The 22,016-nt window shown below is 70.1% G+C and carries 12 protein-coding genes; 2 read left to right on the top strand and 10 right to left on the bottom strand.

The genetic code is table 11. The features are described from left to right. Nucleotides 1–40: 40 nt before the first annotated feature. The gene (locus GA0074704_RS21055; protein ID WP_088972094.1) at nt 41–1,333 is read right to left on the bottom strand and encodes a helix-turn-helix domain-containing protein; all 1,293 of its coding nucleotides are present in this window, start codon (nt 1,331–1,333) and stop codon (nt 41–43) included. Nucleotides 1,334–1,834: 501 nt separating this feature from the next. Here GA0074704_RS21055 and GA0074704_RS21050 point away from each other — a divergent pair. Continuing rightward, complete coding sequence (locus tag GA0074704_RS21050) at nt 1,835–3,916, top strand: AfsR/SARP family transcriptional regulator (RefSeq protein WP_088972093.1); 2,082 nt, start codon at nt 1,835–1,837, stop codon at nt 3,914–3,916. Between the two features lie 91 nt (nt 3,917–4,007). On the opposite strand, the gene GA0074704_RS21045 is transcribed toward GA0074704_RS21050, so the two are convergent. The 9 genes from GA0074704_RS21045 to ddaH form a co-directional block, all read right to left on the bottom strand. Continuing rightward, nucleotides 4,008–5,195 (bottom strand): branched-chain amino acid aminotransferase, encoded by a 1,188-nt coding sequence (locus GA0074704_RS21045; RefSeq protein ID WP_088972092.1) that lies wholly within the window; start codon nt 5,193–5,195, stop codon nt 4,008–4,010. Between the two features lie 14 nt (nt 5,196–5,209). Further along, complete coding sequence (locus GA0074704_RS21040) at nt 5,210–5,626, bottom strand: nuclear transport factor 2 family protein (protein WP_088973857.1); 417 nt, start codon at nt 5,624–5,626, stop codon at nt 5,210–5,212. A 13-nt stretch (nt 5,627–5,639) separates the two neighbouring features. Beyond that, entirely contained in the window at nt 5,640–5,858 is a 219-nt protein-coding gene (locus tag GA0074704_RS21035; protein ID WP_088972091.1) for an MbtH family protein, read from the bottom strand. Between the two features lie 77 nt (nt 5,859–5,935). Beyond that, nucleotides 5,936–7,255, bottom strand: a complete 1,320-nt coding sequence (locus GA0074704_RS21030; RefSeq protein ID WP_088972090.1) for a glutamate synthase-related protein — start codon at nt 7,253–7,255, stop codon at nt 5,936–5,938. Beyond that, a complete protein-coding gene (locus GA0074704_RS21025) occupies nt 7,255–8,310 on the bottom strand; it encodes an asparagine synthetase A (protein ID WP_231926619.1) in 1,056 nt (351 codons plus the stop codon). The genes GA0074704_RS21030 and GA0074704_RS21025 overlap by 1 nt, the downstream gene beginning before the upstream one ends. Next, the gene (locus tag GA0074704_RS21020) at nt 8,307–9,677 is read right to left on the bottom strand and encodes a methylaspartate mutase (RefSeq protein WP_172880681.1); all 1,371 of its coding nucleotides are present in this window, start codon (nt 9,675–9,677) and stop codon (nt 8,307–8,309) included. The genes GA0074704_RS21025 and GA0074704_RS21020 overlap by 4 nt, the downstream gene beginning before the upstream one ends. Then, the gene (locus tag GA0074704_RS21015; RefSeq protein ID WP_088972088.1) at nt 9,674–10,222 is read right to left on the bottom strand and encodes a cobalamin B12-binding domain-containing protein; all 549 of its coding nucleotides are present in this window, start codon (nt 10,220–10,222) and stop codon (nt 9,674–9,676) included. Before GA0074704_RS21015 ends, GA0074704_RS21020 begins: the two co-directional genes overlap by 4 nt. 221 nt (nt 10,223–10,443) lie before the next feature. Further along, complete coding sequence (locus GA0074704_RS21010) at nt 10,444–15,618, bottom strand: non-ribosomal peptide synthetase (RefSeq protein ID WP_172880678.1); 5,175 nt, start codon at nt 15,616–15,618, stop codon at nt 10,444–10,446. Nucleotides 15,619–15,771: 153 nt separating this feature from the next. Further along, nucleotides 15,772–16,620 (bottom strand): dimethylargininase, encoded by an 849-nt coding sequence (ddaH, locus tag GA0074704_RS21005; protein WP_088972086.1) that lies wholly within the window; start codon nt 16,618–16,620, stop codon nt 15,772–15,774. 362 nt (nt 16,621–16,982) lie between these two features. Between ddaH and GA0074704_RS21000 the strand changes: the two genes are divergently transcribed. Then, complete coding sequence (locus GA0074704_RS21000) at nt 16,983–21,947, top strand: non-ribosomal peptide synthetase (RefSeq protein WP_172880675.1); 4,965 nt, start codon at nt 16,983–16,985, stop codon at nt 21,945–21,947. Nucleotides 21,948–22,016: the final 69 nt, after the last annotated feature.

Raw genomic sequence — 22,016 nt, 5'->3', positions numbered from 1 at the left:
CCGGGGACCGAGAGCGGTGGCATCGACCCGGCGGCGCAGGTCAGGTCAGCGCGGGACGGAGCAGGTTGAGGACGGTGTAGGTCCGCGCGTCGGAGTCGTCGGACGGCCGGATCACGCCGAGGGCGAGCAGATTCTTCAGCGACTCGACGATCTCGCCGCAGGGAGGACCGGAACCCTCGGTGAGATCCTCGATGGTCCACGGAGCGGTCCGGCCCGCCAGCTCGGACAGCAGGCACCGCTGGGAGTCAGGAAGGTCCCGCAACGCGTCGTCGACCGCCTCACTCAGCCAGTCCGCCGCTGCGTCGTCCTGCCCGGGTGCCGCCAGCGGACGGGGATTCTCGCGGGCCGCTTCGGCCACCATCGCCGGCGGGCAGAAGGCGAACCAGGTAGCGGCCGACTCGAGCGCGCGCGGCAGGCCGTCGAGCGAGTGGCACAGCTGCAGCAGGTACCGGAGATTCTCCTCCGACTCCCGGAAGTCGGGTTGGGTAGCGCGTACCAGCGGCAGTAGTACCTGCATCGCGGGGTGGCCGACCAGCGTCGCGTCGACCCGACTGTGCTCGGCGGGCAGCCGCAACGGCGTCAGTGGCACCAGGTGACGCCCCTCCAGCAGGAGGGGACGTCTGGTCGTCTCGATCACCGTCAGCCGGGGGCAGCGCCGGATCAGTTCGCGAAGATTCGACTCGAGCGAGTCGGTGGCAGGGTGAGCGCCGTCGACGACGATCAGATACTGCTGGTCGCCGATCAGGCGTGCGAGGGTGTCGGCGGCGTCGGACTGCCCGCCGGCGAGATCCCGATACCACTGCTCAAAGGCCGCTTCTACCGGTGACCGCGCGGCGGCACCCTCCGCTTCGGATGGCTGAAGCCAGAGCCAGCGAGTGTGAAGGGTGTGCTCTGCCTCTCGTACCAGCGCGGCGGCCAGTCGGGACTTGCCGACACCGCCGAATCCGCTCAGAGAAACCAGGCAGGAGCCGTCAGCGTGCACGCAGGCCAGCACCGAGCGCAGGTCCTGCTCGCGGCCGTACGGATCCCGGTCGAGGGCGGCATCCCAGGCAGGCAGGTGGCCCTGTGCCGCATCCAACGCGGCGCCGACAGGGGACTGCCCGGCGGCGAGGCTCAGCCGGGCCTGGGACTCCGCGCTCAGGCGCAGCCCGTCGGCGAGTAAGCGCACCGTGTCGGCTCGCGGGCTCATCGCTCGGCCTGCTTCGAGGTTCCTGATGGTCCGAGGGCTGACCGCCGACAGGCCCGCGAGCTCGTTCTGCGTCAGCCGGGCGCGGTCACGGAAGTGCCGCAGCAGCGTGCCGAACTCTGTCGCGCTGGTCGCTTCGATCGTCATGAAGTCTCCTCGGAGGGGTGGGAGAGTGCAGCAGGGCCTCACCGCTGCCGCGTCAGGTCAGGTGCCGGGTGGTGCGGCGCGGGTGGGGACAGGCGCCAGTGCATCGGTGAAGGGAGCGGATCGGCCGGCGCACGGCCCCGCAGGCTCTGAGCTGGCGCGACCGAGACAGGCCGGGCGCCGGTTGCGCCCAGGAAGGAGGGGGTGACGCCTGCAGAGCCGCGGATGCCCCCGCTGTCGCCGGCGCGGCCCGCGATGAGAAGCTTCCCGCCGTCGTACTCGCTCGGGCGCAGCTGATCAGCCCAGCATGTCCGGGCGGCCTTGTCCCGTTTCCGAATGTTGCAGGGTTGGGTCGTGGGGTCAACGCGGTGTAAGGCAATGGGAGACGTTTGGGAAGGCGGGAAGTGTACGGAGGGCGCCCTTCCCGTCGACCTCGCCGCGGGCGGGATTGTCGCCGCATGCGCGCACCGTTCATCACTCTCAGTCCTCTGTTAGCATCGAACGGTGACGAGGGGTGAGGGGCTCGAGATCCGGGTCCTCGGCCCCGTGAAGGTCCGCTTCGCCGGTCAGGAAGTGGCGCTGCGGCGTCTGCAGCATCGCCTGATCGTTGGGGTCCTGGCGCTCGAGAACAACCAGGTGGTTTCCTTCGACGACCTGGTGCAGCTGCTGTGGCCGGACGGTCAGCCGAAGCAGCCGCGCGCCGTGCTGCAGACCCGCGTCTCGGAGATCCGGGCGGTCCTCACCGAACTCGGAGTCGAGCAGTGCCTCACCACCGCGGACGGCGGCTACCTGCTGCGCCTAGCAGAGGGCCAGGTGGACGTGGGCCTGTTCAGCTCGGAGGTGACGCAGGCTCGCGAAGCCGCCTCCGACCAACCCGCGATCGAGTTGCTGACCCGCGCGCTCGGACGATGGTACGGGCCGCTGCTCGGCAGAAGGCGGCTGTGCGCAGTCCACCAGCAGCGCTGGCGTGATCTCGTCGAGCGGCGCCTGACCGCCACGGAGGACCTCTTCGCGCTGAGACTGCGCCAGTCCGGCGCCGCAGCCGTGGTCGACCAGCTCGTCGCGTTGTCCAACCGCAATCCGCTCCGGGAGCGGCTGTTCGCGCAGATGCTCGCCGCTCTCTACCGGGTGGACCGGGGCAACGAGGCGCTGCAGGAGTACGACCGGCGCCGCCGCTGGTTCGCAAAGGAGTTCGGCACTGATCCGGCCCGCGAGGCGCAGGCAATCCACCGCGCCATCCTGCAGGACGATCTGGCGGCGGTCACCGCGACACTGGAGACGCTCGACGAGTCAGCCGGGCTCCGGCGGCCCGCCGGAGCCGGCCGCGCCGAGGAACCCCGCCAGGGCGTGCCCATTGTCGACGACAAGCCCCCGCAGCTTTTGCCGGCAGACATCGCTGACTTCACCGGGCGTGAGGACGAGATTGCGCTCGTGTCCTCAGTTCTCCGCGACGGCCCCCACCGGGTGATCGTCATCTCCGGCGAAGGAGGTGTCGGCAAGACGGCGTTGACCACGCACGTGGCGCACCTTCTCAGGCCAGAATTTGATCAGGGCCAGCTCTACGTCAGCTACGGCGAGGCAGCCGGCAGTTCACGTACCCCTGCCGAGGCGTTGGGCAGATTTCTGATCGCTCTGGGCGTCGAGGCGGCGAACCTGCCCTCGACGCTGGAGGGGCGGGTGGACCTCTACCGCGACCTGGTGTCCAACCGGCGGATCCTGATCGTTGTCGACAACGCTCCCGGCCCGGATCACGTCGCACCGCTCATCCCCGGCTGCACCTCCTGCGCCGTGCTGATCAACAGTCCCGTCCGGTTCGGCCGGGCCATCGGCCAGTACAACCTGGACCTCGACCGGCTCTCACCGGACCGCGCCGTCGAACTCCTCTCCGCGATCGCCGGGCCGCAACGCGTCGCCGACGACCCCGAGGCGGCTCTCGAGATCGCCAGGTACAGCGGCTTCCTGCCGTTGGCGCTGCGCATTGCGGGCGCCCGGCTGGCGGCCAAGCCACACTGGCCGCTGCGCAAGCTCGCGAACCGTCTGCGCGAGGAGGATCGACGGCTCGACGAGCTGTCCCCGGGCAACCACCTCAACGTCCGGGCCAGCATCGCGGCGAGCTACCGGAGACTGGCGCCGGAGGCCCAGCGGCTGCTGCGGCTGGTCGGCCGGTTCGGCCTGGCGGAGGTGAGCGCCTGGTCGGCGGCGGCGATGATGGTGGTCTCCGCCCTCGTGGCGGAGCAGTGCCTCGAGCAGTTGTTCGACCTGCACCTCGTCGCGGTGCCGCACCCCACGTCGTGGGAGCCGCAGCACTACGTCGTCAGCGACCTCGTGCGTCTGTTCGCCAGAGAACGCTCGGAGGTCGAGGACGCGCGAGACGAGCTCTCGTCCGCCCCTGACGGTCCGGCGCCAGCCGCAGCGGGGTCCGACCGCGCCGATTCCCCCCTACCCGGCGGGCCCGTCGTCGACCAGGGCGAGGCGACGGCCGACAGCGGCGCGTGGCCCGCTGCGACGCCGGCCGATCCGGTGACTGCCGTTGCCGAGCAGCGGTCTTCCCTGCGTGCGGTCGCCGAGCCACCCCCGACGTGGTGATCCCGGGAACCTGGCTGCGGTGTGCATCCGACACACCGCAGCCACGAGCTGCGGCGGCCGGCGGGGACAGCCGGCTGACATCGCTCACCCGCTACGGGGAGCAAGTCCGGGCCGGGACCGACAGATCGGTCCTCGGTACGGGATGCAGCCAGCCCTCGGTGTCCGGCACCCGGCCGCGCTGCACGTTGGTCAGCGCCTTGCGCAGTGTGGTTGTCACCGGACCGGGCTGGCCGTCGCCGATGATCCAGTCGCCGCCGGCGTCCCGCACGTCGCGCACCGAGGTGATGACCGCGGCGGTGCCGCAGGCGAACGCCTCCGTGAAACGGCCGCCCGGGCCGCTTCCGTCACGCCACTGCGACAGCGCGATCCGTTCCTCCCGCACCCCGTAGCCGAGGCGTGCGGCAAGTCGCAGAACGGTGTCCCGGGTGACTCCGGGCAGCAGCGTGCCGGTCAGCGGCGACGTGACGATCTCTGTGCGGTGGCCGCGGCCGGCGACCAGGAACAGGTTCATGCCGCTCATCTCCTCGATCCACCGGTTCTCGGTCGAGTCGAGCCACAGCACCTGCTGACAGCCGGCGCGTTCAGCCTCGATCTGGGCCGGAAAGGTCGGTGCGTAGTTACCCGCGATCTTGACGTCGCCCGTGCCGCCGGGCATCGCGCGGGCGTGGTTGTGGTTGACGCGCACGGATATGGCGTCGACCCCGGCTCCGAAGAAGCCGCCCGCGACGAAGGCCATGAGCAGGAACCGATAACGTTCCGATGGCTTGAGCATGAGGTTCGTGTCGGTGGCGAACATGAGCGGCCGAAGGTAGAGACTCTGTGCGGGGTCTGCCGGCAGAGCTGACGCGTCTGCGGCGACCAGCCGTTCGATGGCGTCGAGGAACATCGCCTCGGGCAGCGGCGGCATGGCCAGCCGGGCGGCCGAGCGCTGGAATCGTCGCGCGTTGTCGCGCGGGCGAAAAACGGCTATCGACCCGTCCGGCTGCCGGAACGCCTTCAGCCCCTCGAAGATCGCTTGGCCGTAGTGCAGCCCTACGGTGCCCGGATGCAGGGGGACGGACCCCAGCGGAAGAAGTTCCGGCCTCCGCCATCCGGCACCCGGTTCGTACTCGATGCTGAACATGTGGCCGGTGAAGCGATCTCCATGGCCGGAGGCGGCCTCCGCGGCCGTCGGGCGCTGGCCGGCCGGGCTCGACGCGTGGGGCGGCGCCTGCGACCGCGGCGACGGCGGCTGAACCCTGGCCGCACCGAGCGCGACGGCGGTGTCGGTGTTGGTCATGTCGTCCACATCCTTCAGATGAGCGGTGCGGCGAAGAAAGTCTCCCGCCGGTGGAACCGGCCTGTGTCGCCGAGGTCGAAGAAGTCGCTGAAGCGCAGGTCGACGGGGTTGCCGTCGTTCTGGCGACCCGTGAAACTGCCGCGTACCGCCACCTGGCCGTCCGCCCCGATGACCGTGTCCAGGGTGTGGCGACCCTCGCGGATCGTGCGCACCTCGCGGTAGAACCGCAGAATCTCAGCTCGTCCGAGGAATGGCTCGTACCCCGGGCGCAGGTAGACGGCGTCCGATTCGAACAGCTCCGCCATGGCCTCCGGGTCGCCGGCGTCGATCAGGTCGAAGTGGCGCCGTACCAGGTCGAGTCGATCCGCCGGCTCGCCAGCCGCGCGCCTGCGCAGCGGCCGCGTTGTGCCGGCCAGGTGTGCCGGGCTCATGGTCACCCCCGGCTCACTCGCTCGCCGACACGGCGGCGATGAGGCTGGCCGGGCGGATGTCGGTCCAGTGCTGCTCCACGTAGGCCAGGCAGTTTTGGCGGCTGTCACTGGGGTGCACAACCGTCCAGCCGTCGGGAACCCGGATGTTCTCCGGCCACAGGGAGTGCTGGTTCTCGGCATTGACCAGGACGACGTAGTTGGCGTTGTCGTCCTCGAACGGATTGGTCGACATTGTTTCTCCAGGTAGTGGTGGTGGGTAGAACCGGTAGGGAAGCTGCCCGGGACGGTCGCGGCGAGCTCCGGCGACGATCAGGAGGCGGGCAGCGCCGCGGCGGGCTGCCGCCGTTCCACGACAGGCGGGACGCTGGCGGGAGGCGGCACCGGCCACAGATCCTCGGCGCCGACATCGGCGCAGGCGTACTTGCCGAGCGCACTGACGAGGAGCTTGATCTCCAGCGCGAGACACTGGACCAGACGGATGAGGCCCTCCTTCGGGTCCTCGTTGGCGGCGAGGAACGCGGCCCGGCCGAGCCCGGCCGCCCGTGCCCCCAGGGCGAGGGCCTTGACGACCCGGGCGCCCTCCCACATCCGGCCGGTGACCAGCAGGCATTCGGGCCGTTCGCCGAGTTCCCGCAAGCAGTCGGACAGGGGCAGGCCGACGTGGTCCAGGAAACCCAACGGCGCCCAGCCCGAGCCGCCCTCCGCGCCGTCGACGGTCACCGCATCCGCCCCGGCTTCCCAGCAGACCTCGGCGGCTTCCCGCACGTCGCGCCCGGGGTGCAGCTTGACCCAGATCCTGGCCCGCGGGAAGTTGTTGCGCATCAGGTGCACCTGCTGACGCAGGATCTCCTGGGTGAAGGTGCCGGGGCTGGCGCTGCGCAGCAGGAGTTCAGCCGCGTCGTCGGCGCCGGCGAAGATCGGATCGAGGGCGAACTGGCCGCGTAGCGTGCGGGCCGCTTCTGCCTCGACGATGGTCATGCCGCCGAGTCCGGGCTTCGCGCCCTGACCCACCTTCAGTTCGAAGGCCAGACGTCCGGAGTCCAGCAGCGGGGCGGCACTGGGATCGCTGTACACCAGGTTCCACACCTCGGCGTCGGCGTCCTGCGTGCTCTGCTGCACAGCCACCCCTCCGTGCCCGTCGGCGAGCACCGAGGAGTAGCGGCGCAACCGGGAGAGCATCGATCCCGCGGCGCACGCCCCGGAGCGGCCGTAGCCGGTGACCGGCACGACGTTCTCACCGATCACCATCGGCAGGCCCAGCCGTCCCGCCTGCTCGGCAACGCATTCACCCAGGTCCGCGCCGGAGACCTTGGTCGAGCCGAGCGCGGAGACGAACAGCGGCAGCAGCGACCGGAACCCGCCGACCGCGCAGGCCGTGTTCACGTCGGCGTACAACGGCTCGCGGCCGAGCTCGATCAGCTTCTCCAGCCGGCGAGGCATGAACACCGGCGGTGCCAGCCGCAGCGCGTCCAGGGCGTCCGCCGGCGGTGCGCTGGACGTGCCCGACATGCCCGCCCCGACCAGCGACGTACCGTACTCCGACCGCGGCGGGAAGGCGCAGGCCGCGCCCAGCCGCGCGCGGGCACGGACCTGGTCGGCGGGAAAGCCCTCGGCGGTGATCTGCTCCATCACGGTGCCTTCACCCCGGGCACCTTGGGAAAGGCGCTGGCCTGCCACACGGCGTCGAGACCAGCGAGGTACCTGGTCAGCCGCTCCACACCGATCCCGAACCCGGCGCTACCGGGCACTCCCTCCCGCAGCACCCGCAGATACCAGTCGTACTTCGACGGATTCTCCCCGGTCTCGCGAATACGCGGGACGATCCGCGCGTAGTCGCTCTCGCGCACGCTGCCGCTGCAGATCTCCCCGTAGCCCTCCGGTGCCAGCAGGTCGAAGTTCTCCAGCACGTCCGGCATGTCGGGTCGCTCCCGGTCGTAGAAGCCGCGCGAGCCCTTCGGGTAGTCGGTCACGAAGAACGGCTGGTCGTGCTCGCGGGTGAGGACCACCTCGCCCGCCCAGTCGATCTCCGCGTCCGGGCTCTGCGGATGGCCGAGCTCCCGCAGACGCCGCACGGCCTCGGCGTGGCTCATCCGCCCGAACGGTGCGGCGCAGGCGCGCTCGAGGGCGGCCCGGTCCCGGCCGAGCGCGGCCAGGTCCTGCGCGCACTCGTTCAGTACCCGGCGCGTCACGTGGGTCACGAGCCGCTCGGCTAGGTCCGTGATCTCTTCCCGGGTCGCGCCGGCCACCTCCACGTCGATCTGGTGGAACTCCGCCAGGTGCCGCGCGGTGTCCGCGGTCTCCAGCGGCTCGAGACGGATGTTGGGAGCGACGTAGAAAATCTTGTCGAAGGTCAGCAGCGTCGTCTGCTTGTAGAGGATCGCGCTGGTCATCAGCTTGTACCGGTGGCCGTAGTAATCCACATCCACCTGCTTGGCCCCACGTGCGCCGGGGTCGGTCACCGGACCGATGATCGGGGGGAGGACCTCGGTGATCCCTTCCCTGGTCAGGAACTCCCGGGCCGCGGCGATCATCCGACTCTGCAGGCCGAGCACGGTGCGGGTCCGTGGGTTGGTCAGGTGCGCGCGCGGCTCGACCGGCATCGCCACCGGCGCGGCGTCCGGCGCGGTGTCGGGTGCCGACGAGATCACGGCGGTGTTGACGAGGGGGGACTGGGCGATGGTCATGATGCGGATCCTCTTCTCCCGGCAGGAGTGGAAGCTGCCGAATTGGGGGCGGGCCTGACCCGCCGGTAGGTGCGAGACGGCGGCGCGGAGTCGTACTTGCGCGCCACGTAGTTCAGGGCGCGCCGGAAATCGGCGGAGCCGGTCCGGCCGGACGCCGAAGCGGTCGGTCGGGGCAGCGGCAGCGCGCCGGTGTCCGACCAGTAGAGGCGCCCGTCGCGGTCCAGGACGGTGCGCGTGCGGCCGAGGTTGTCCGGGTGCAGGCAGTAGGGGACGTCGAGCAGGCCGCGCTCGACCGCGACGGACAGGGTGCGGTCCAGGTCGTTTCCCAGATCGAGGACCGCCTCGATCAGGGTGCGGGCCTCGGCGAGGATGCCGGTGTCCGTCGGCGGCTCCGGCTGGCCAACGCTTCGCTCCCGCTGCGCGGCCGCGGCCGCGTGCTCCAGCGCCGTGACGTTCTCCGAGATGGTCGGGATGCGGTACGCCTCCACCGCCGTCTTGACGATGAGCCGGGCCGCGCCGGACCGGACCGCGAGGCGCGCCGCGTCGTCGAGCAGGCGGGCCGTGCCGGACACGGTGCTCGGATAGACGCCCATGTAGGCGTAGAGCACGACGTGCCAGTCCACGTCCGGAAGCAACTCGGCGGCGAGGGTGGACAGCACGGCGATGGCTTCCAGGTCCTGGGTCGCGTTGGTCTGCTGGGCGTAGCTGAGCGAGATGCTGCGCAGCCCGTGCTGGCGGAAGAAGAGTGCTTCGAGCACGCTGATGGCCACCAGCAGGCTGGGCGGGCACAGCTGGCCGAGCATGCAGCCACCGAACGTTTCCAGGTGCGGCTCGTATCCCTCTTCTCGGAGCCGACCGAACGTCTCACAGCACGTCGCCCAGTTGACGACCGACTCAGCCAGCGGGAGCCGGCTGTAGGGCAGGCAATACGAGATCGGACCGCCCTCGGTGGCGTCGAGACCGGCCATGGCGATCGCCTCGAAGATGCGCTGCGGCGCCGCCGAGCCGTGGCGCACCTGGACGACGAAGGACGGGTCCCGTACCGAATCCACCATCGCCGACGTCACCGAACTGCTGTGGGCCACTATCGGGTAGCCGTTGAGTTCGCCGTCCCCGGCCATGGCCCGTCGTACCCCGGCGTCGTCGTTGCACCGCGTGTAGCTGTCGAGCGTGATCGTGCCGATGGTCGATGCCTCAGCGGCCTTGACGGCCATGAGACCCGCCTGCATGTCCACCGGGTCGCCCATGCCCATCCGGGGTTGGACGATTAGTCGCTGCTGTGCGGCCATCCGCGCGACGTGCTCACCGAACGGTGACGCTGCGCCGTCGGGTCGCTGGGGTCGCGTACCGGCTCCTGCAGGCTTCATGCCAACTCGCCCGGCTGGTGCGGGAGCGGGAGGGCCGCCGCCGGGGTGAACGTCGCCTCGGCGTCGAGCAGGACGGGCGGTGCTACGGCCGTGGTCTGGACGTCCGCAGCCAGGTCGCGCAGGAACACGCTGAACTCGTCCAGGTCGGCTGCGGTGTCCCCGAACACGGCGTCGAAGCCGGCGTCGCGCAGGTGCCGTACCTCGTCCTGATCAACCGAGTGGATACCGAGCTTCCCGCCGATCACGGTGGGGGTGGCCGCGAGGGACGGGATCTGGCGCAGACGCCGGACGGCGTGCGCCCCGTCGAGGTGTCCGTGACCGTTGACCGTGCTGATGACGATCAGCGTCGGCGAGTCGTCCGCGCATCGTTCGGCCAGCACCTCCGTCGGTACGCACGCCCCGAGGTTCGTCACGCGGTATCCGTGCTCTTCGAGCAGGAGCTGCATGTAGGTCAGATTCCACATATGTGAATCGGAGGAGGTGCTGGAAAGGATCGCCGTGAGTTCGCGGCCGGTCCACGGCGATGTCGGTGATGTCGTTGCCATGATTCGGGCTCCCGATGAATTGGGTGTCGATTCCGCGCCTCGGCCCACGAGCGATGATTTCGTTGGGCGCGGAACCCTCTGGACGGCGCTCGCCGGTGCGACTTATTCGGCCTCAATTGACACGCTATTCGCGTACCGGCGGGCTGCGGAGGCACTGGGTGCGGCAAGTCGGCGGTAATCCGAAGTGGAGTCCGTCGACGGCCTGGGGCCGTTCCGACCGGTCAGCGGTCGTCCGCCTCCACCGTGGTGGTGCGGTTGCGGGGGGTGAGGGTGGGGCGGTGGTGTGGGTGTTGGTGGGTGAGTGTGGTGGCGAGGGTGGCGGGGGTGGGGTGGTCGAAGATGTCGCGGACGGTGGTGTTGATGCCGAGGGTGTGGCGGATTTTGGCGGCGAGTCGGGTGGCGAGTAGTGAGTGGCCGCCGAGGGTGAAGAAGCTGTCGTCGATGGTGATGTGTGGGACGTTGAGGATTTGGGTGTAGAGCTGGCAAAGGGTTTTTTCGTGGGGGGTGCGGGGTTGGCGGCCGTGGGGGGTGGCGGTGGTGGTGGGGGGTGTGGGTAGGGCTTTGCGGTCGAGTTTTCCGTTGCCGGTGAGTGGGAGGTGGGTGAGGGTGAGGTAGGTGGTCGGGATCATGTGCTCGGGCAGGGTTTGGGTGAGGTGGTGGTGGAGGTCGTCGGTGTTGATGGTGGTGTCGGGGGTGGGGACGAGGTAGGCGACGAGTCGTTGGTCGCCGGGTTGGTCTTCGCGGACCATGGCGACGGCGTGGGTGATGGTGGGGTGGGTGCAGAGGGTTGTTTCGATTTCGCCGAGTTCGATGCGGAAGCCGCGGAGTTTGACTTGGTCGTCGGTGCGTCCGAGGTATTCGAGGGTGCCGTCGGGGTTCCAGCGGACGAGGTCGCCGGTGCGGTACATGCGGGCGCCGGGTGGGCCGTAGGGGGAGGCGACGAATCGTTCGGCGGTGAGGGCGGGGCGGTTGAGGTAGCCGCGGGCGAGTTGGATGCCGGCGAGGTAGAGCTCTCCGGGTGTGCCGATGGGTACGGGGCGGGTGTGGTTGTCCAGGACGTACACCTGGGTGTTCCACACAGGACGCCCGATCGGCACCGACCGCGCCCTGGTCGTCCACGGTTCGTCGGTGTCGAACACGACGCACGCCACCGTCGCCTCGGTCGGTCCGTAACTGTTGAAGATCCCGCAACCGGGCCGACGCAGCTCCCGTAGCCGGTGCAGGTCGCCGGTCGCGAACAGCTCGCCGGCGACCACCGCCGCGCCCGCCGACCACTCCTGGCCGGCCTCCGCCACCGCGCTGACCAGTTCCCTGAGGTGGCTCGGGGTGGCCTTCACCAGCCCGGCCGCGTGGTCACCGGACAACCGCGGCACCAGCCGCGTCGGCTCCCGAGCCTCGTCGCGGTCGAGGAGCCGCACCGTCCCGCCCCGCGTCAGCGGGGGGAACACCGCGGTCACCGCCAGGTCGAAGGCCACCGAGGTCAGCACCAGGGACTCCGCCCCAGGGTGGCACCGGAACGTGTCGGCCGACCATCGAAGGTAGTTGACGATGCCTTCGTGGGTGATGACGACGCCTTTGGGTTTTCCGGTGGAGCCGGAGGTGTAGATGACGTAGGCGGGGTGGGTGGGGGTGAGGGGTTGGTGTCGGTCGGTGTCGGTGGGGTTGGTGGTGGGTTGGTGGGTGGTGGTGTGGGGGTCGTCGATGGTGATGTGGGGGGTGGTGGTGGGGAGTTGGGGCGCGGTGTGGGTGTCGGTGATGACGCAGGTGGGGTTGGCGTCGTGGAGCATGAATTCGGTTCGGGCGCCGGGGTAGTCGGGGTCGAGGGGTAGGTATGCGGCGCCGGTTTTGAGGACGGCAAGTAGTGCGGTGAGCAGGTGGGTGCTGCGGGGGAGGCAGACGGCGACGATGGATTCGGGTCCGACGCCGTGGGTGATGAGGTGTCGGGCGAGTTGGTTGGCGTGGGTGTTGAGGGCGTGGTAGGTGAGTTGGTCGCTGTTGCTGGTGACGGCGATGTGCTCGGGGGTGCGTCGGGTCTGGGCCTCGATGAGTGCGGGCAGGGTGGTCGGGGTGTCGTCGGTGGGTGGTGCCGTCGTGGTGTTGTTCCAGTCGTTGATCGTGCGCTGGTATTCGGTGTCGCTGATGACATCGAACCCACCCACCCGCTGATCCGGGTCGGCGACCAGTCGTTGGAGAACCTCGACGAACCGGTCGGACAACATCCGGACGGTGGACTGGTCATAGAGATCCCGCGCGTACGTCCACAGCCCGGACAGCCCACCCGGATCGCGACCGCCGCTCAGACGTTCGGTCACCGACAGGGAGAGGTCGAACTTCGCGGCATCGGTGTCCTCCGGATCGTCCGGAAGCACCACCGACCGCAGGCCCGGAAACTCCACAGCCAGCGAGCCGGAGTCGGTGTCGACATCGTCGGTCTCGAACACCAGCGAGGTCTGGAACAGCGGATGGCGGGCCTGCGACCGCTCCGGGCTGAGCTGCTCCACCAGATGCTCGAAGGGCAGGTCCTGATGAGCGAAGGCCGCCGAGTCGGCCGCCCGGACCCGCTCCACCAGGCCACGGAAAGTCGGATCACCCGACAGGTCGGTACGCAGCACGAGCGTGTTGACGAAGAACCCCACCAGGTCGTCGAGCTCCTCGTCCGAGCGGCCCGCCGTCGGGGTACCCAGAACCACGTCGTCCCCGGCGCCCAGCCGCGACAGCAGCAGAGCCATGGCAGCGTGCACGACCATGAACAGCGTCGCGTCGCACTCGGCGGCGAGCGCCAACAACCGGGCGTGCAGCTGCGGTGAGACGCTGAACCTGACGCCGCCGCCGCGGTGGCTCGCGGTGGGCGGCCGCGGCCGGTCGTGGGGCAGATTCAACTCGGCCGGCGCCCCGGCCATCCGGTCCCGCCAGTACCGCAGTTGCCGGCCCTGCAGGCTGTCCGGATCCTCGTGATCCCCGAGGAGCTCCTGCTGCCACAGCGCGAAGTCGGCGTACTGCACCGGCAGCGGCGCCCAGTCCGCCACGCCCCCGGCGATCCGCGCGGCGTACGCCCGGGCCAGGTCCCGCAGCAACGGGCCACGCGACCAGCCGTCGGTGGCGACGTGGTGGACCACCAGCACGAGCAGGTGCTCCTGCTGCTCCGCGTCCAGCTCCGGCGCGTTGGCGGAGAACAGGAACGCCCGGACGGGGACGTCGGTGTCCAGCCGGAAGAGGTGCCGCGACGCCCGCCGCCGCGCCGCGCCGAACTCGCCGACGTCCACGTGCTCACAGGTCAGCGGCACCTCCGCCGAATCGACCGGCAGCACCACCTGAACGGCGTCGTCGTCGACCTCCCGCAGGACGGTTCGTAGCACCTCGTGCCGGCCCACGACATCGCGCAGCGCCGCGCTCATCGCGCTCCGATCGAGCGTGCCGGTCAGCCGGACCGCCACGGGCACGTTGTAGGTGGCACTGGTTCCCTGGAGCTGATCGAGGAACCACAGGCGCCGTTGCGCGAAGGACATCGGAACCGTGGTGGTGCGGTTGCGGGGGGTGAGGGTGGGGCGGTGGTGTGGGTGTTGGTGGGTGAGTGTGGTGGCGAGGGTGGCGGGGGTGGGGTGGTCGAAGATGTCGCGGACGGTGGTGTTGATGCCGAGGGTGTGGCGGATTTTGGCGGCGAGTCGGGTGGCGAGTAGTGAGTGGCCGCCGAGGGTGAAGAAGCTGTCGTCGATGGTGATGTGTGGGACGTTGAGGATTTGGGTGTAGAGCTGGCAAAGGGTTTTTTCGTGGGGGGTGCGGGGTTGGCGGCCGTGGGGGGTGGCGGTGGTGGTGGGGGGTGTGGGTAGGGCTTTGCGGTCGAGTTTTCCGTTGCCGGTGAGTGGGAGGTGGGTGAGGGTGAGGTAGGTGGTCGGGATCATGTGCTCGGGCAGGGTTTGGGTGAGGTGGTGGTGGAGGTCGTCGGTGTTGATGGTGGTGTCGGGGGTGGGGACGAGGTAGGCGACGAGTCGTTGGTCGCCGGGTTGGTCTTCGCGGACCATGGCGACGGCGTGGGTGATGGTGGGGTGGGTGCAGAGGGTTGTTTCGATTTCGCCGAGTTCGATGCGGAAGCCGCGGAGTTTGACTTGGTCGTCGGTGCGTCCGAGGTATTCGAGGGTGCCGTCGGGGTTCCAGCGGACGAGGTCGCCGGTGCGGTACATGCGGGCGCCGGGTGGGCCGTAGGGGGAGGCGACGAATCGTTCGGCGGTGAGGGCGGGGCGGTTGAGGTAGCCGCGGGCGAGTTGGATGCCGGCGAGGTAGAGCTCTCCGGGTGTGCCGATGGGTACGGGGCGGGTGTGGTTGTCCAGGACGTACACCTGGGTGTTCCACACAGGACGCCCGATCGGCACCGACGACGGCACGGACGCCGCGCCGGCGCTCTCCCAGCACGTCACATCCACTGCCGCCTCGGTCGGCCCGTAGAGGTTGGTCACCGTGCAGCCGGGCAGGATGTCGTGTACCCGGCGCAGCGTGTGCGCGCCAAGCGCCTCACCGCTGCAGACGATGTGCCGCAGCGACCGGCAGTCGGCGGCGTCCGGATGCTCCAGGAACTCCCGGAGCATTGACGGCACGAAGTGGACGATGTCCGTGCCGGTCTGCTCGATCTCGTTGGCCAGGTACGCCGGGTCACGATGGCCACCCGGTAGCGCCATCACCACGGCCGCTCCCTGCATCAGCGGCCAGAACAGCTCCCACACGGAGACGTCGAACCCGTAGGGCGTCTTCTGCATGATCCGGTCGCCCGGCCCGATGCCGAACTGGTGTTGCATCCAGCGCAGCCGGTTGACGATGCCTTCGTGGGTGATGACGACGCCTTTGGGTTTTCCGGTGGAGCCGGAGGTGTAGATGACGTAGGCGGGGTGGGTGGGGGTGAGGGGTTGGTGTCGGTCGGTGTCGGTGGGGTTGGTGGTGGGTTGGTGGGTGGTGGTGTGGGGGTCGTCGATGGTGATGTGGGGGGTGGTGGTGGGGAGTTGGGGCGCGGTGTGGGTGTCGGTGATGACGCAGGTGGGGTTGGCGTCGTGGAGCATGAATTCGGTTCGGGCGCCGGGGTAGTCGGGGTCGAGGGGTAGGTATGCGGCGCCGGTTTTGAGGACGGCAAGTAGTGCGGTGAGCAGGTGGGTGCTGCGGGGGAGGCAGACGGCGACGATGGATTCGGGTCCGACGCCGTGGGTGATGAGGTGTCGGGCGAGTTGGTTGGCGTGGGTGTTGAGGGCGTGGTAGGTGAGTTGGTCGCTGTTGCTGGTGACGGCGATGTGCTCGGGGGTGCGTCGGGTCTGGGCCTCGATGAGTGCGGGCAGGGTGGTCGGGGTGTCGTCGGTGGGTGGTGCCGTCGTGGTGTTGTTCCAGTCGTTGATCGTGCGCTGGTATTCGGCCGCCACCGGCCGTGCGTCGTTCCCAATCACTGCAACCGCCCTCTCTCACAGGCACGACAGGGGATTTTGGCGAGCGTATGAACGCGTCGTCGCCGCGAGGGGTAGCCGAGCAGGCAACCCGGCGGCAGAGCTGCATCACGCGCACCGTGCGCCGTTCCGTCAGCGAGCGGCACCCGTCGGGTCCGCGTGACGCAGCTCCAAGGTGCAGCACTTCGCGCTGCCGCCACCCTTGAGCAGCTCCGACAGGTCAACCCCGACAGGTTCGAACCCCCGCTCGGCGAGCTTGGCGGCCAGCCGGTCGGCGGCCTTCGGAAGGACCACGTGCCGGCCGTCGCTGACCGCGTTGAGACCGAAGACCGCCGCGTCGTCCGGATCGGCGATCACGGCGTCGGGGTACAGCTGCGCCAGCACCTCGCGGCTCGCCGGCGCGAAGGCTTCGGGCAGGTAGGCGATCAGATCCTCAGTGAGGATGCTGAGCGCGGTGTCGAGGTGGTAGTACCGCGGGTCAACGAGGGTCAGGCCCACCACCGGAGCCCCGAGCACGTCCTCGGCCTCCTGGTGGGCGGCAGGGTCGCTGCGGAAGCCGGTCCCGGCCAGGATCCGGGTCCCGGAGACGAGGTAGTCACCCTCGCCCTCGTTGATGTGGGCCGCCGGTACGACGTCGTAGTCGCCATGGTTCTGGAACCACTCCTTGTAGGCGGCGGATTCACCTGCCCGCTCGGCATGACGGAAGTTCGCGACGACCACCTTGTCGTCGAGCACGGTCGCCCCGTTGGCCGCGTACACCATGTCCGGCAGACCCGGGATCGGCTCGATGAGGTCGACGCGGTGACCCAGGTCGAGGAACAGGTCACGCAGTCGTTCCCACTGCGCGACGGCGACATCCGTGTCCGTCGGCCGGTCCGGATGCATCCACGGGTTGATCGAGTAGCTGACAGTGAAGTAGGTCGGCGGGCACATGAGGTAGTGCCGACGGGAGGCGGTCCGCGGGTGCGGGTCCTGAGGCATGGCGACTCCTTGACGAGATGCAATGTTGTGGACGGGAAAGGCCCTCGGTTGGTCGCCCCGGACAACGCGAGCCGTCGTCGGCATCGGCGTGAGGCAACCCCGCAGGGCACGTGACTCACCGGGCCGGAGCGGTCAGCGTAGGACGCGTCTGGGCCGGGAAGCGGCAATCCGGCAGGGCAGTCGGGCGGCATTCGCGTCGGCGGCGAAAGTGCCGACGCTCTGCCGCTCCGGCTACCGCACCGTACGAACACGCGCTCCTAGGCTCGGACATCGAGGCGGTCGTCGCCACGTCCCGGAATCGGGACCGCAGCCGAGCTCGGCGCGATCGACCGAAATCCGACCGAGTCGGGTGTGCACGAGACGTGCCCCGGCGCTCGAACCGATCCCGCCCACCCGGCGTAGGAGGCGATCCCGTGGTTCCGTTGTCGTTCGCTCAGCAGCGCCTCTGGTTCGTCACGAAGCTCGACGGACCCAGCGCCACCTACAACGTCCCGGTGGTCACGCGCTACCGCGGGCCACTGGATCCCGACGTGCTGGAGACCGCGCTCGCGGACGTCGTTGACCGGCACGAGTCGCTGCGGACCCGGGTGATCGAGCGCGACGACCGTCCCTACCAGCAGCTGGTGCCGGCCGGCGCGGCCGGGATCAGGCTCGAACGGGTCGACGTCACCGCGGGCGAGTTGGACTCGGCAGTCGCCGGACTGGTCACCCACGAATTCGACCTGGAGCACGAGATCCCCCTGCGGGCCTGGCTTCTCACCTGCGGTCCCGCCGACCACACCCTGGTTCTGCTGCTGCACCACATGGCCTACGACGGCTGGTCGACCGGCCCGTTCGGCCGGGATCTGGCGCACGCGTACGCGGCCCGCCTCGCCAAGGCCACGCCGACCTGGCAGCCGCTGCCGGTGCAATATGCCGACTACACGGTCTGGCAGCAGGAACTGCTCGGCAGCGCCGACGATCCGGCCAGCCTGCTGCACACCCAGCTCGCCTTCTGGCGCGACCAGCTCGCCGGTCTGCCCGAGGAGATCACCTTGCCAGCCGACCGGCCGCGGCCGGCAGAGGCGGGTACCGACGGGCAGAACCTTGACTTCGTCGTCCCGGCGCCGGTACAGGCGCAACTGGCGCGGCTGGCCCGCGAGAGGAACGCCTCAATGTTCATGATCTTCCAAGCGGCGTTGGCGGTGCTGCTCAGCCGCCACGGCGGGGGCGAGGACATCCCCCTCGGTACACCGGTGGCCGGCCGCTCGGAGGAGGCGCTCGACGACCTGGTCGGGTTCTTCGTCAACACGCTGGTACTGCGGACCGACGTCACCGGCAACCCCACGTTCCGCGACCTGCTGGACCGTACGCGCCAAACCGACCTGGCGGCGTACGCCCACGACGACGTGCCGTTCGAGCGGATCATCGAGGACCTGAACCCGCAGCGGATCCGGTCGCGGCATCCGCTGTTCCAGACCATGATCTCCTACGACGAGGTCGGCGACGTCGCGCTCCCGCTGCCCGAACTGGACTGCGAGCGGCTCATCGTCGACCTGCCGACGGCCAAGTTCGACCTGTCGCTGCACCTAGTCGCCACGCACGGGCCGGACGGTGCGGCCAACGGGGTCCGCGGCTCCTGGCAGTACGCGGTCGCCCGGTTCGAGGCCGCGACCGTCGCCACCCTCTCCGACCGGTTCGTCCGACTCCTCACCGCGTTCGCCGCCGACCCGGACCTGCCGGTCCAGGACGCCGACCTGGTGAGCGGCGTCGACACGAAGCGGGTCCTGCACACCTGGAACGACACGCGGGCACCGACGTCGGACGCTGCGGTGACCGAACTGTTCGGCGCCCGAGCGATCGAGCGGCCCGACGCCGTCGCGCTGGTCTCCGGGGACACCGAGGTGTCGTACGCGGAGCTGGGGGCGCGCGCGAACCGGCTCGCACGGCTGCTACGAGCCCGCGGGGTCCGGCCGGAGAACCTCGTCGCGGTGTGCCTGCCCCGGACCGCCGATCTGGTGACCGCGTTGCTGGCGGTGCTCAGATCGGGTGCGGCGTATCTGCCGGTGGACCCGAACTACCCGAGCGACCGGATCGGGTACATGTTCGCCGACGCCGCGCCGGTGTGCGCCATCGCCGTGGCCGAGACCGCCGCGCGCATCCCCGACACCGCCACCCTGCTGCGGCTCGACGACCCCGAGGTCGCGGCCGCGCTGGCCGACGACGGCGACGACGGGGTGGCACTGCCGGTGCCGTTGCCCTCGCAGCCGGCGTACGTCATCTACACCTCTGGCTCCACCGGCAGGCCGAAGGGGACGGTGATCACCCATGCGGCTCTGTCCAACCAGGCGCAGTGGCTGAAGAGCTTCTTCGGCGCGGGCGCCGAGGACCGCATGGTCCAGTTCGCCTCGGTGAGCTTCGACTCCCACGTCGAGGACACCTACCCGATGCTCGTCTCCGGCGGCACGTTGGTGATGCTGCGTGACCCCGCGGCTCAACTGCCTGAGCTGCTGAGTGGGCCGGACGGCCGGTCCATCACGATACTGGGCCTGCCGACCGCGTACTGGCACGAATTGGTGGCGCAGGGTGAGGGCCAGGGCTGGCCGGCGGGTCTGCGCCTGGCCAACGTCGGCGGTGAACGGATGAGCGGCCACGCCATCCGCGCCTGGCGCGACCGCTTCGGCGACTCGATCCGCCTGATCAACAGTTACGGTCCCACCGAGACGACGGTGAACGCGGCGGCGGGATTCGTCGGCGGGGACGGCGGGGAGTATCCCTCGATCGGCCGGCCCGTGTGGAACACCCGTACCTATGTGCTCGACCGCCAGTTGAGACCGGTTCCTCCCGGGGTGCCGGGGGAGCTCTACGTGGCCGGTAGCCAGCTGGCCCGCGGCTATCACGGGCGGTCCGCCCTGACGGCCGAGCGTTTCGTCGCCTGCCCGTACACCCGGGTGCCGGGCGAGCGGATGTACCGCACCGGCGACGTGGTGCGGTGGAACAGCAACGGGGAACTGGTGTTCCTCGGCCGCGCCGACGACCAGGTGAAGATCCGCGGTTACCGGATCGAACCCGGCGAGGTCGAGGCGGCGTTGTCCGGCATCGACGGAGTCCGCCGCTGCGCGGTGGTCGTCCGGGAGGACCAGCCGGGCGACAAGCGGCTGGTCGCCTACCTGGTGCCCGAGGCCGGCGTGACGGTGGACGTGGCCGCCGTACGCGGACAGGCCGGCGAGCTCCTTCCCAGGCACATGCTGCCCGCGGCCCTCGTGCCGCTGCCCGCGCTGCCGCTGACCGCCAACGGAAAACTCGACCGCGCGTCGCTACCGGCGCCGCGCTACGAGTCCGCGGCTACCGGGCGCGGCCCACGCGACGAGCGGGAGGAGTTGCTCTCCGGGCTGATGGCCGAGACGCTCGGCCTGCCACGGGTCTTCATCGACGACGACTTCTTCGCCCTCGGCGGCCACTCACTGCTGGTGACGCGTCTGGTCTCCCGGATCAGGCGGACGCTGGGCGTCGACGTCAGCGTCCGGGACGTCTTCGACAACCCGACCGTCGCCGGTCTGGCCTGCAGCGTCGCCACCGTGGCCCGTTCCGGTCGCGCCGCTGTCCCGGTGCGGCGAGAGCGTCCCCCGGCGGTGCCGTTGTCTCCCGCCCAGCGCCGGTTGTGGTTCATTGACCAACTGCACGGGCCGAGCACCACCTACAACATCTCGCTGGTCACCATGCTGTCCGGTCCCGTGGACGCCGCGGCGCTGGCGGCGGCGCTGGCAGACACGGTGGCCCGGCACGAGGCGCTGCGTACCCTGTATCCCGACATCAACGGCGAGCCGTACCAGCAGACGATCCCACCGCAGGACGCGCGCCCCCTGCTCACCCGACGCGCCATCGCCCCAGCCGACTGCGCTGCGGCGCTGGCCGACGAGGCCGGTCATGTCTTCGACCTTCAGCACGAGATACCGATCCGGGCCTGCCTGCTCTCCACCGGCCCCACCGAGCACGCGCTGCTCATCGTGCTGCACCACATCGCCGCCGACGGCTGGTCCACCGGGCCGCTGTACCGGGACCTGTCGCACGCCTATGCGGCCCGGGCCGCCGGCGCCGCTCCCGACTGGGTGCCGCTGCCGGTCCAGTACGCCGACTACGCCCTCTGGCAGCAGGACCTGCACGGTGGCGGAGAGGAGCCGGACGGCGCGTTGAACCGGCAGCTGCGCTACTGGCGGGAGGCCCTCGCCGACCTGCCCGCGGAACTGCCGCTGCCCTACGACCGGCCCCGGGCCCTGGGACCCGGCGGCGTCGAAGCCGTCGTCGAGGTGAGCGTGCAGGCGCGCACCCACCAGCGCCTGATCGAGCTGGCGCGGGCCGAGCACGTCACCATGTTCATGATCGTCCACGCGGCCGCCGTCATCGTGCTGCACGCCGCCGGCGGCGGAACCGACATCCCCATCGGCGTTCCGGTCGCGGGCCGCAGCGACGAGGCACTCGACGGTCTGGTCGGGTTCTTCGTGAACAACCTGGTGCTCCGGGCCGACCTCAGCGGTGACCCGTCCGTACGGGACCTGCTCGCCCAGGTGCGCACCGTGGATCTGGCCGCCTTCGATCACCAGGACGTCTCCTTCGAGCGGGTTGTCGAGGAGCTCAACCCGCCACGCGACGCGGCGCGGCACCCGCTGTACCAGACGTCGTTGACCTATGACGGCGCACGCACGCCGGCGCTGGATCTCGCGGGCGTGCGCACCGTACCTGCCGAGTCGGGCTCGGTGGTGCCGGCCGCCGCGAAGTTCGACCTCGAGTTCGCGTTCCTCGCCCGGCACTCCGAGGGCGGCGCGCTCGGTGACCTCGTGGCCCGCGTCTGCTACGACACCGACCTGTTCGACCGCGCCACCGCACAGCACCTCGCCGACTCCCTCACCGCCGTGTTCGATGCGCTGGCGGGCGACCCATCGGTGCTGATCAGCGACCTGGTTGCGGCCGGTGTCCCGCCCCGGATCCCAGGGGGCCCCGCGATCACCGACTCACCGCGGACATCGCCGAGCAGCCCGGCGGAGAAGGCGATCGCGGCGGTGTGGGCCGAACAGCTCAGCCGGCGGGACATCGCCGCGGACCAGGACTTCTTCGCCCTTGGCGGGACCGTCGCCGCCGCCCGCGACGTGGTGGACCGCTGCGGCGACCGCTTCCGGGTGGCGATTCCGCTGCAGGTCCTGATCGAGGCGCCGACGGTCCGACAGTTCACCAGGCGCGTGCACCGCCTCGTCCGGGAGTCGCGCGGGCGACCGTTCCCGCGAGCAGCGGACTCCAGCGTCCGCGGCGCGGATCCCGGCCGTTGCCGCTCCGCCAACACCCCGTCCGGTTGATTACCGAGGAGCTTGCATGTTGTCCGACCTTGACACGCCCGAATTCCGGACCGCGTCGCGCACCACCGC

This window comes from Micromonospora siamensis (assembly GCF_900090305.1).
Classification (GTDB): Bacteria; Actinomycetota; Actinomycetes; order Mycobacteriales; family Micromonosporaceae; genus Micromonospora; species Micromonospora siamensis.
The sequence above is the reverse complement of the archived record's forward strand: the minus strand, read 5'-3'. Positions and strand labels throughout refer to the sequence as shown.

What these genes read in the sequence shown, in the direction of transcription:
- GA0074704_RS21055 (WP_088972094.1), bottom strand. Translation starts at nt 1,333, where the DNA reads ATGACGATCGAAGCGACCAGCGCGACAGAGTTCGGCACGCTGCTGCGG.
- GA0074704_RS21045 (WP_088972092.1), bottom strand. Translation starts at nt 5,195, where the DNA reads ATGACCAACACCGACACCGCCGTCGCGCTCGGTGCGGCCAGGGTTCAG.
- GA0074704_RS21040 (WP_088973857.1), bottom strand. Translation starts at nt 5,626, where the DNA reads ATGAGCCCGGCACACCTGGCCGGCACAACGCGGCCGCTGCGCAGGCGC.
- GA0074704_RS21035 (WP_088972091.1), bottom strand. Translation starts at nt 5,858, where the DNA reads ATGTCGACCAATCCGTTCGAGGACGACAACGCCAACTACGTCGTCCTG.
- GA0074704_RS21030 (WP_088972090.1), bottom strand. Translation starts at nt 7,255, where the DNA reads ATGGAGCAGATCACCGCCGAGGGCTTTCCCGCCGACCAGGTCCGTGCC.
- GA0074704_RS21025 (WP_231926619.1), bottom strand. Translation starts at nt 8,310, where the DNA reads ATGACCATCGCCCAGTCCCCCCTCGTCAACACCGCCGTGATCTCGTCG.
- GA0074704_RS21020 (WP_172880681.1), bottom strand. Translation starts at nt 9,677, where the DNA reads ATGAAGCCTGCAGGAGCCGGTACGCGACCCCAGCGACCCGACGGCGCA.
- GA0074704_RS21015 (WP_088972088.1), bottom strand. Translation starts at nt 10,222, where the DNA reads ATGGCAACGACATCACCGACATCGCCGTGGACCGGCCGCGAACTCACG.
- ddaH (WP_088972086.1), bottom strand. Translation starts at nt 16,620, where the DNA reads ATGCCTCAGGACCCGCACCCGCGGACCGCCTCCCGTCGGCACTACCTC.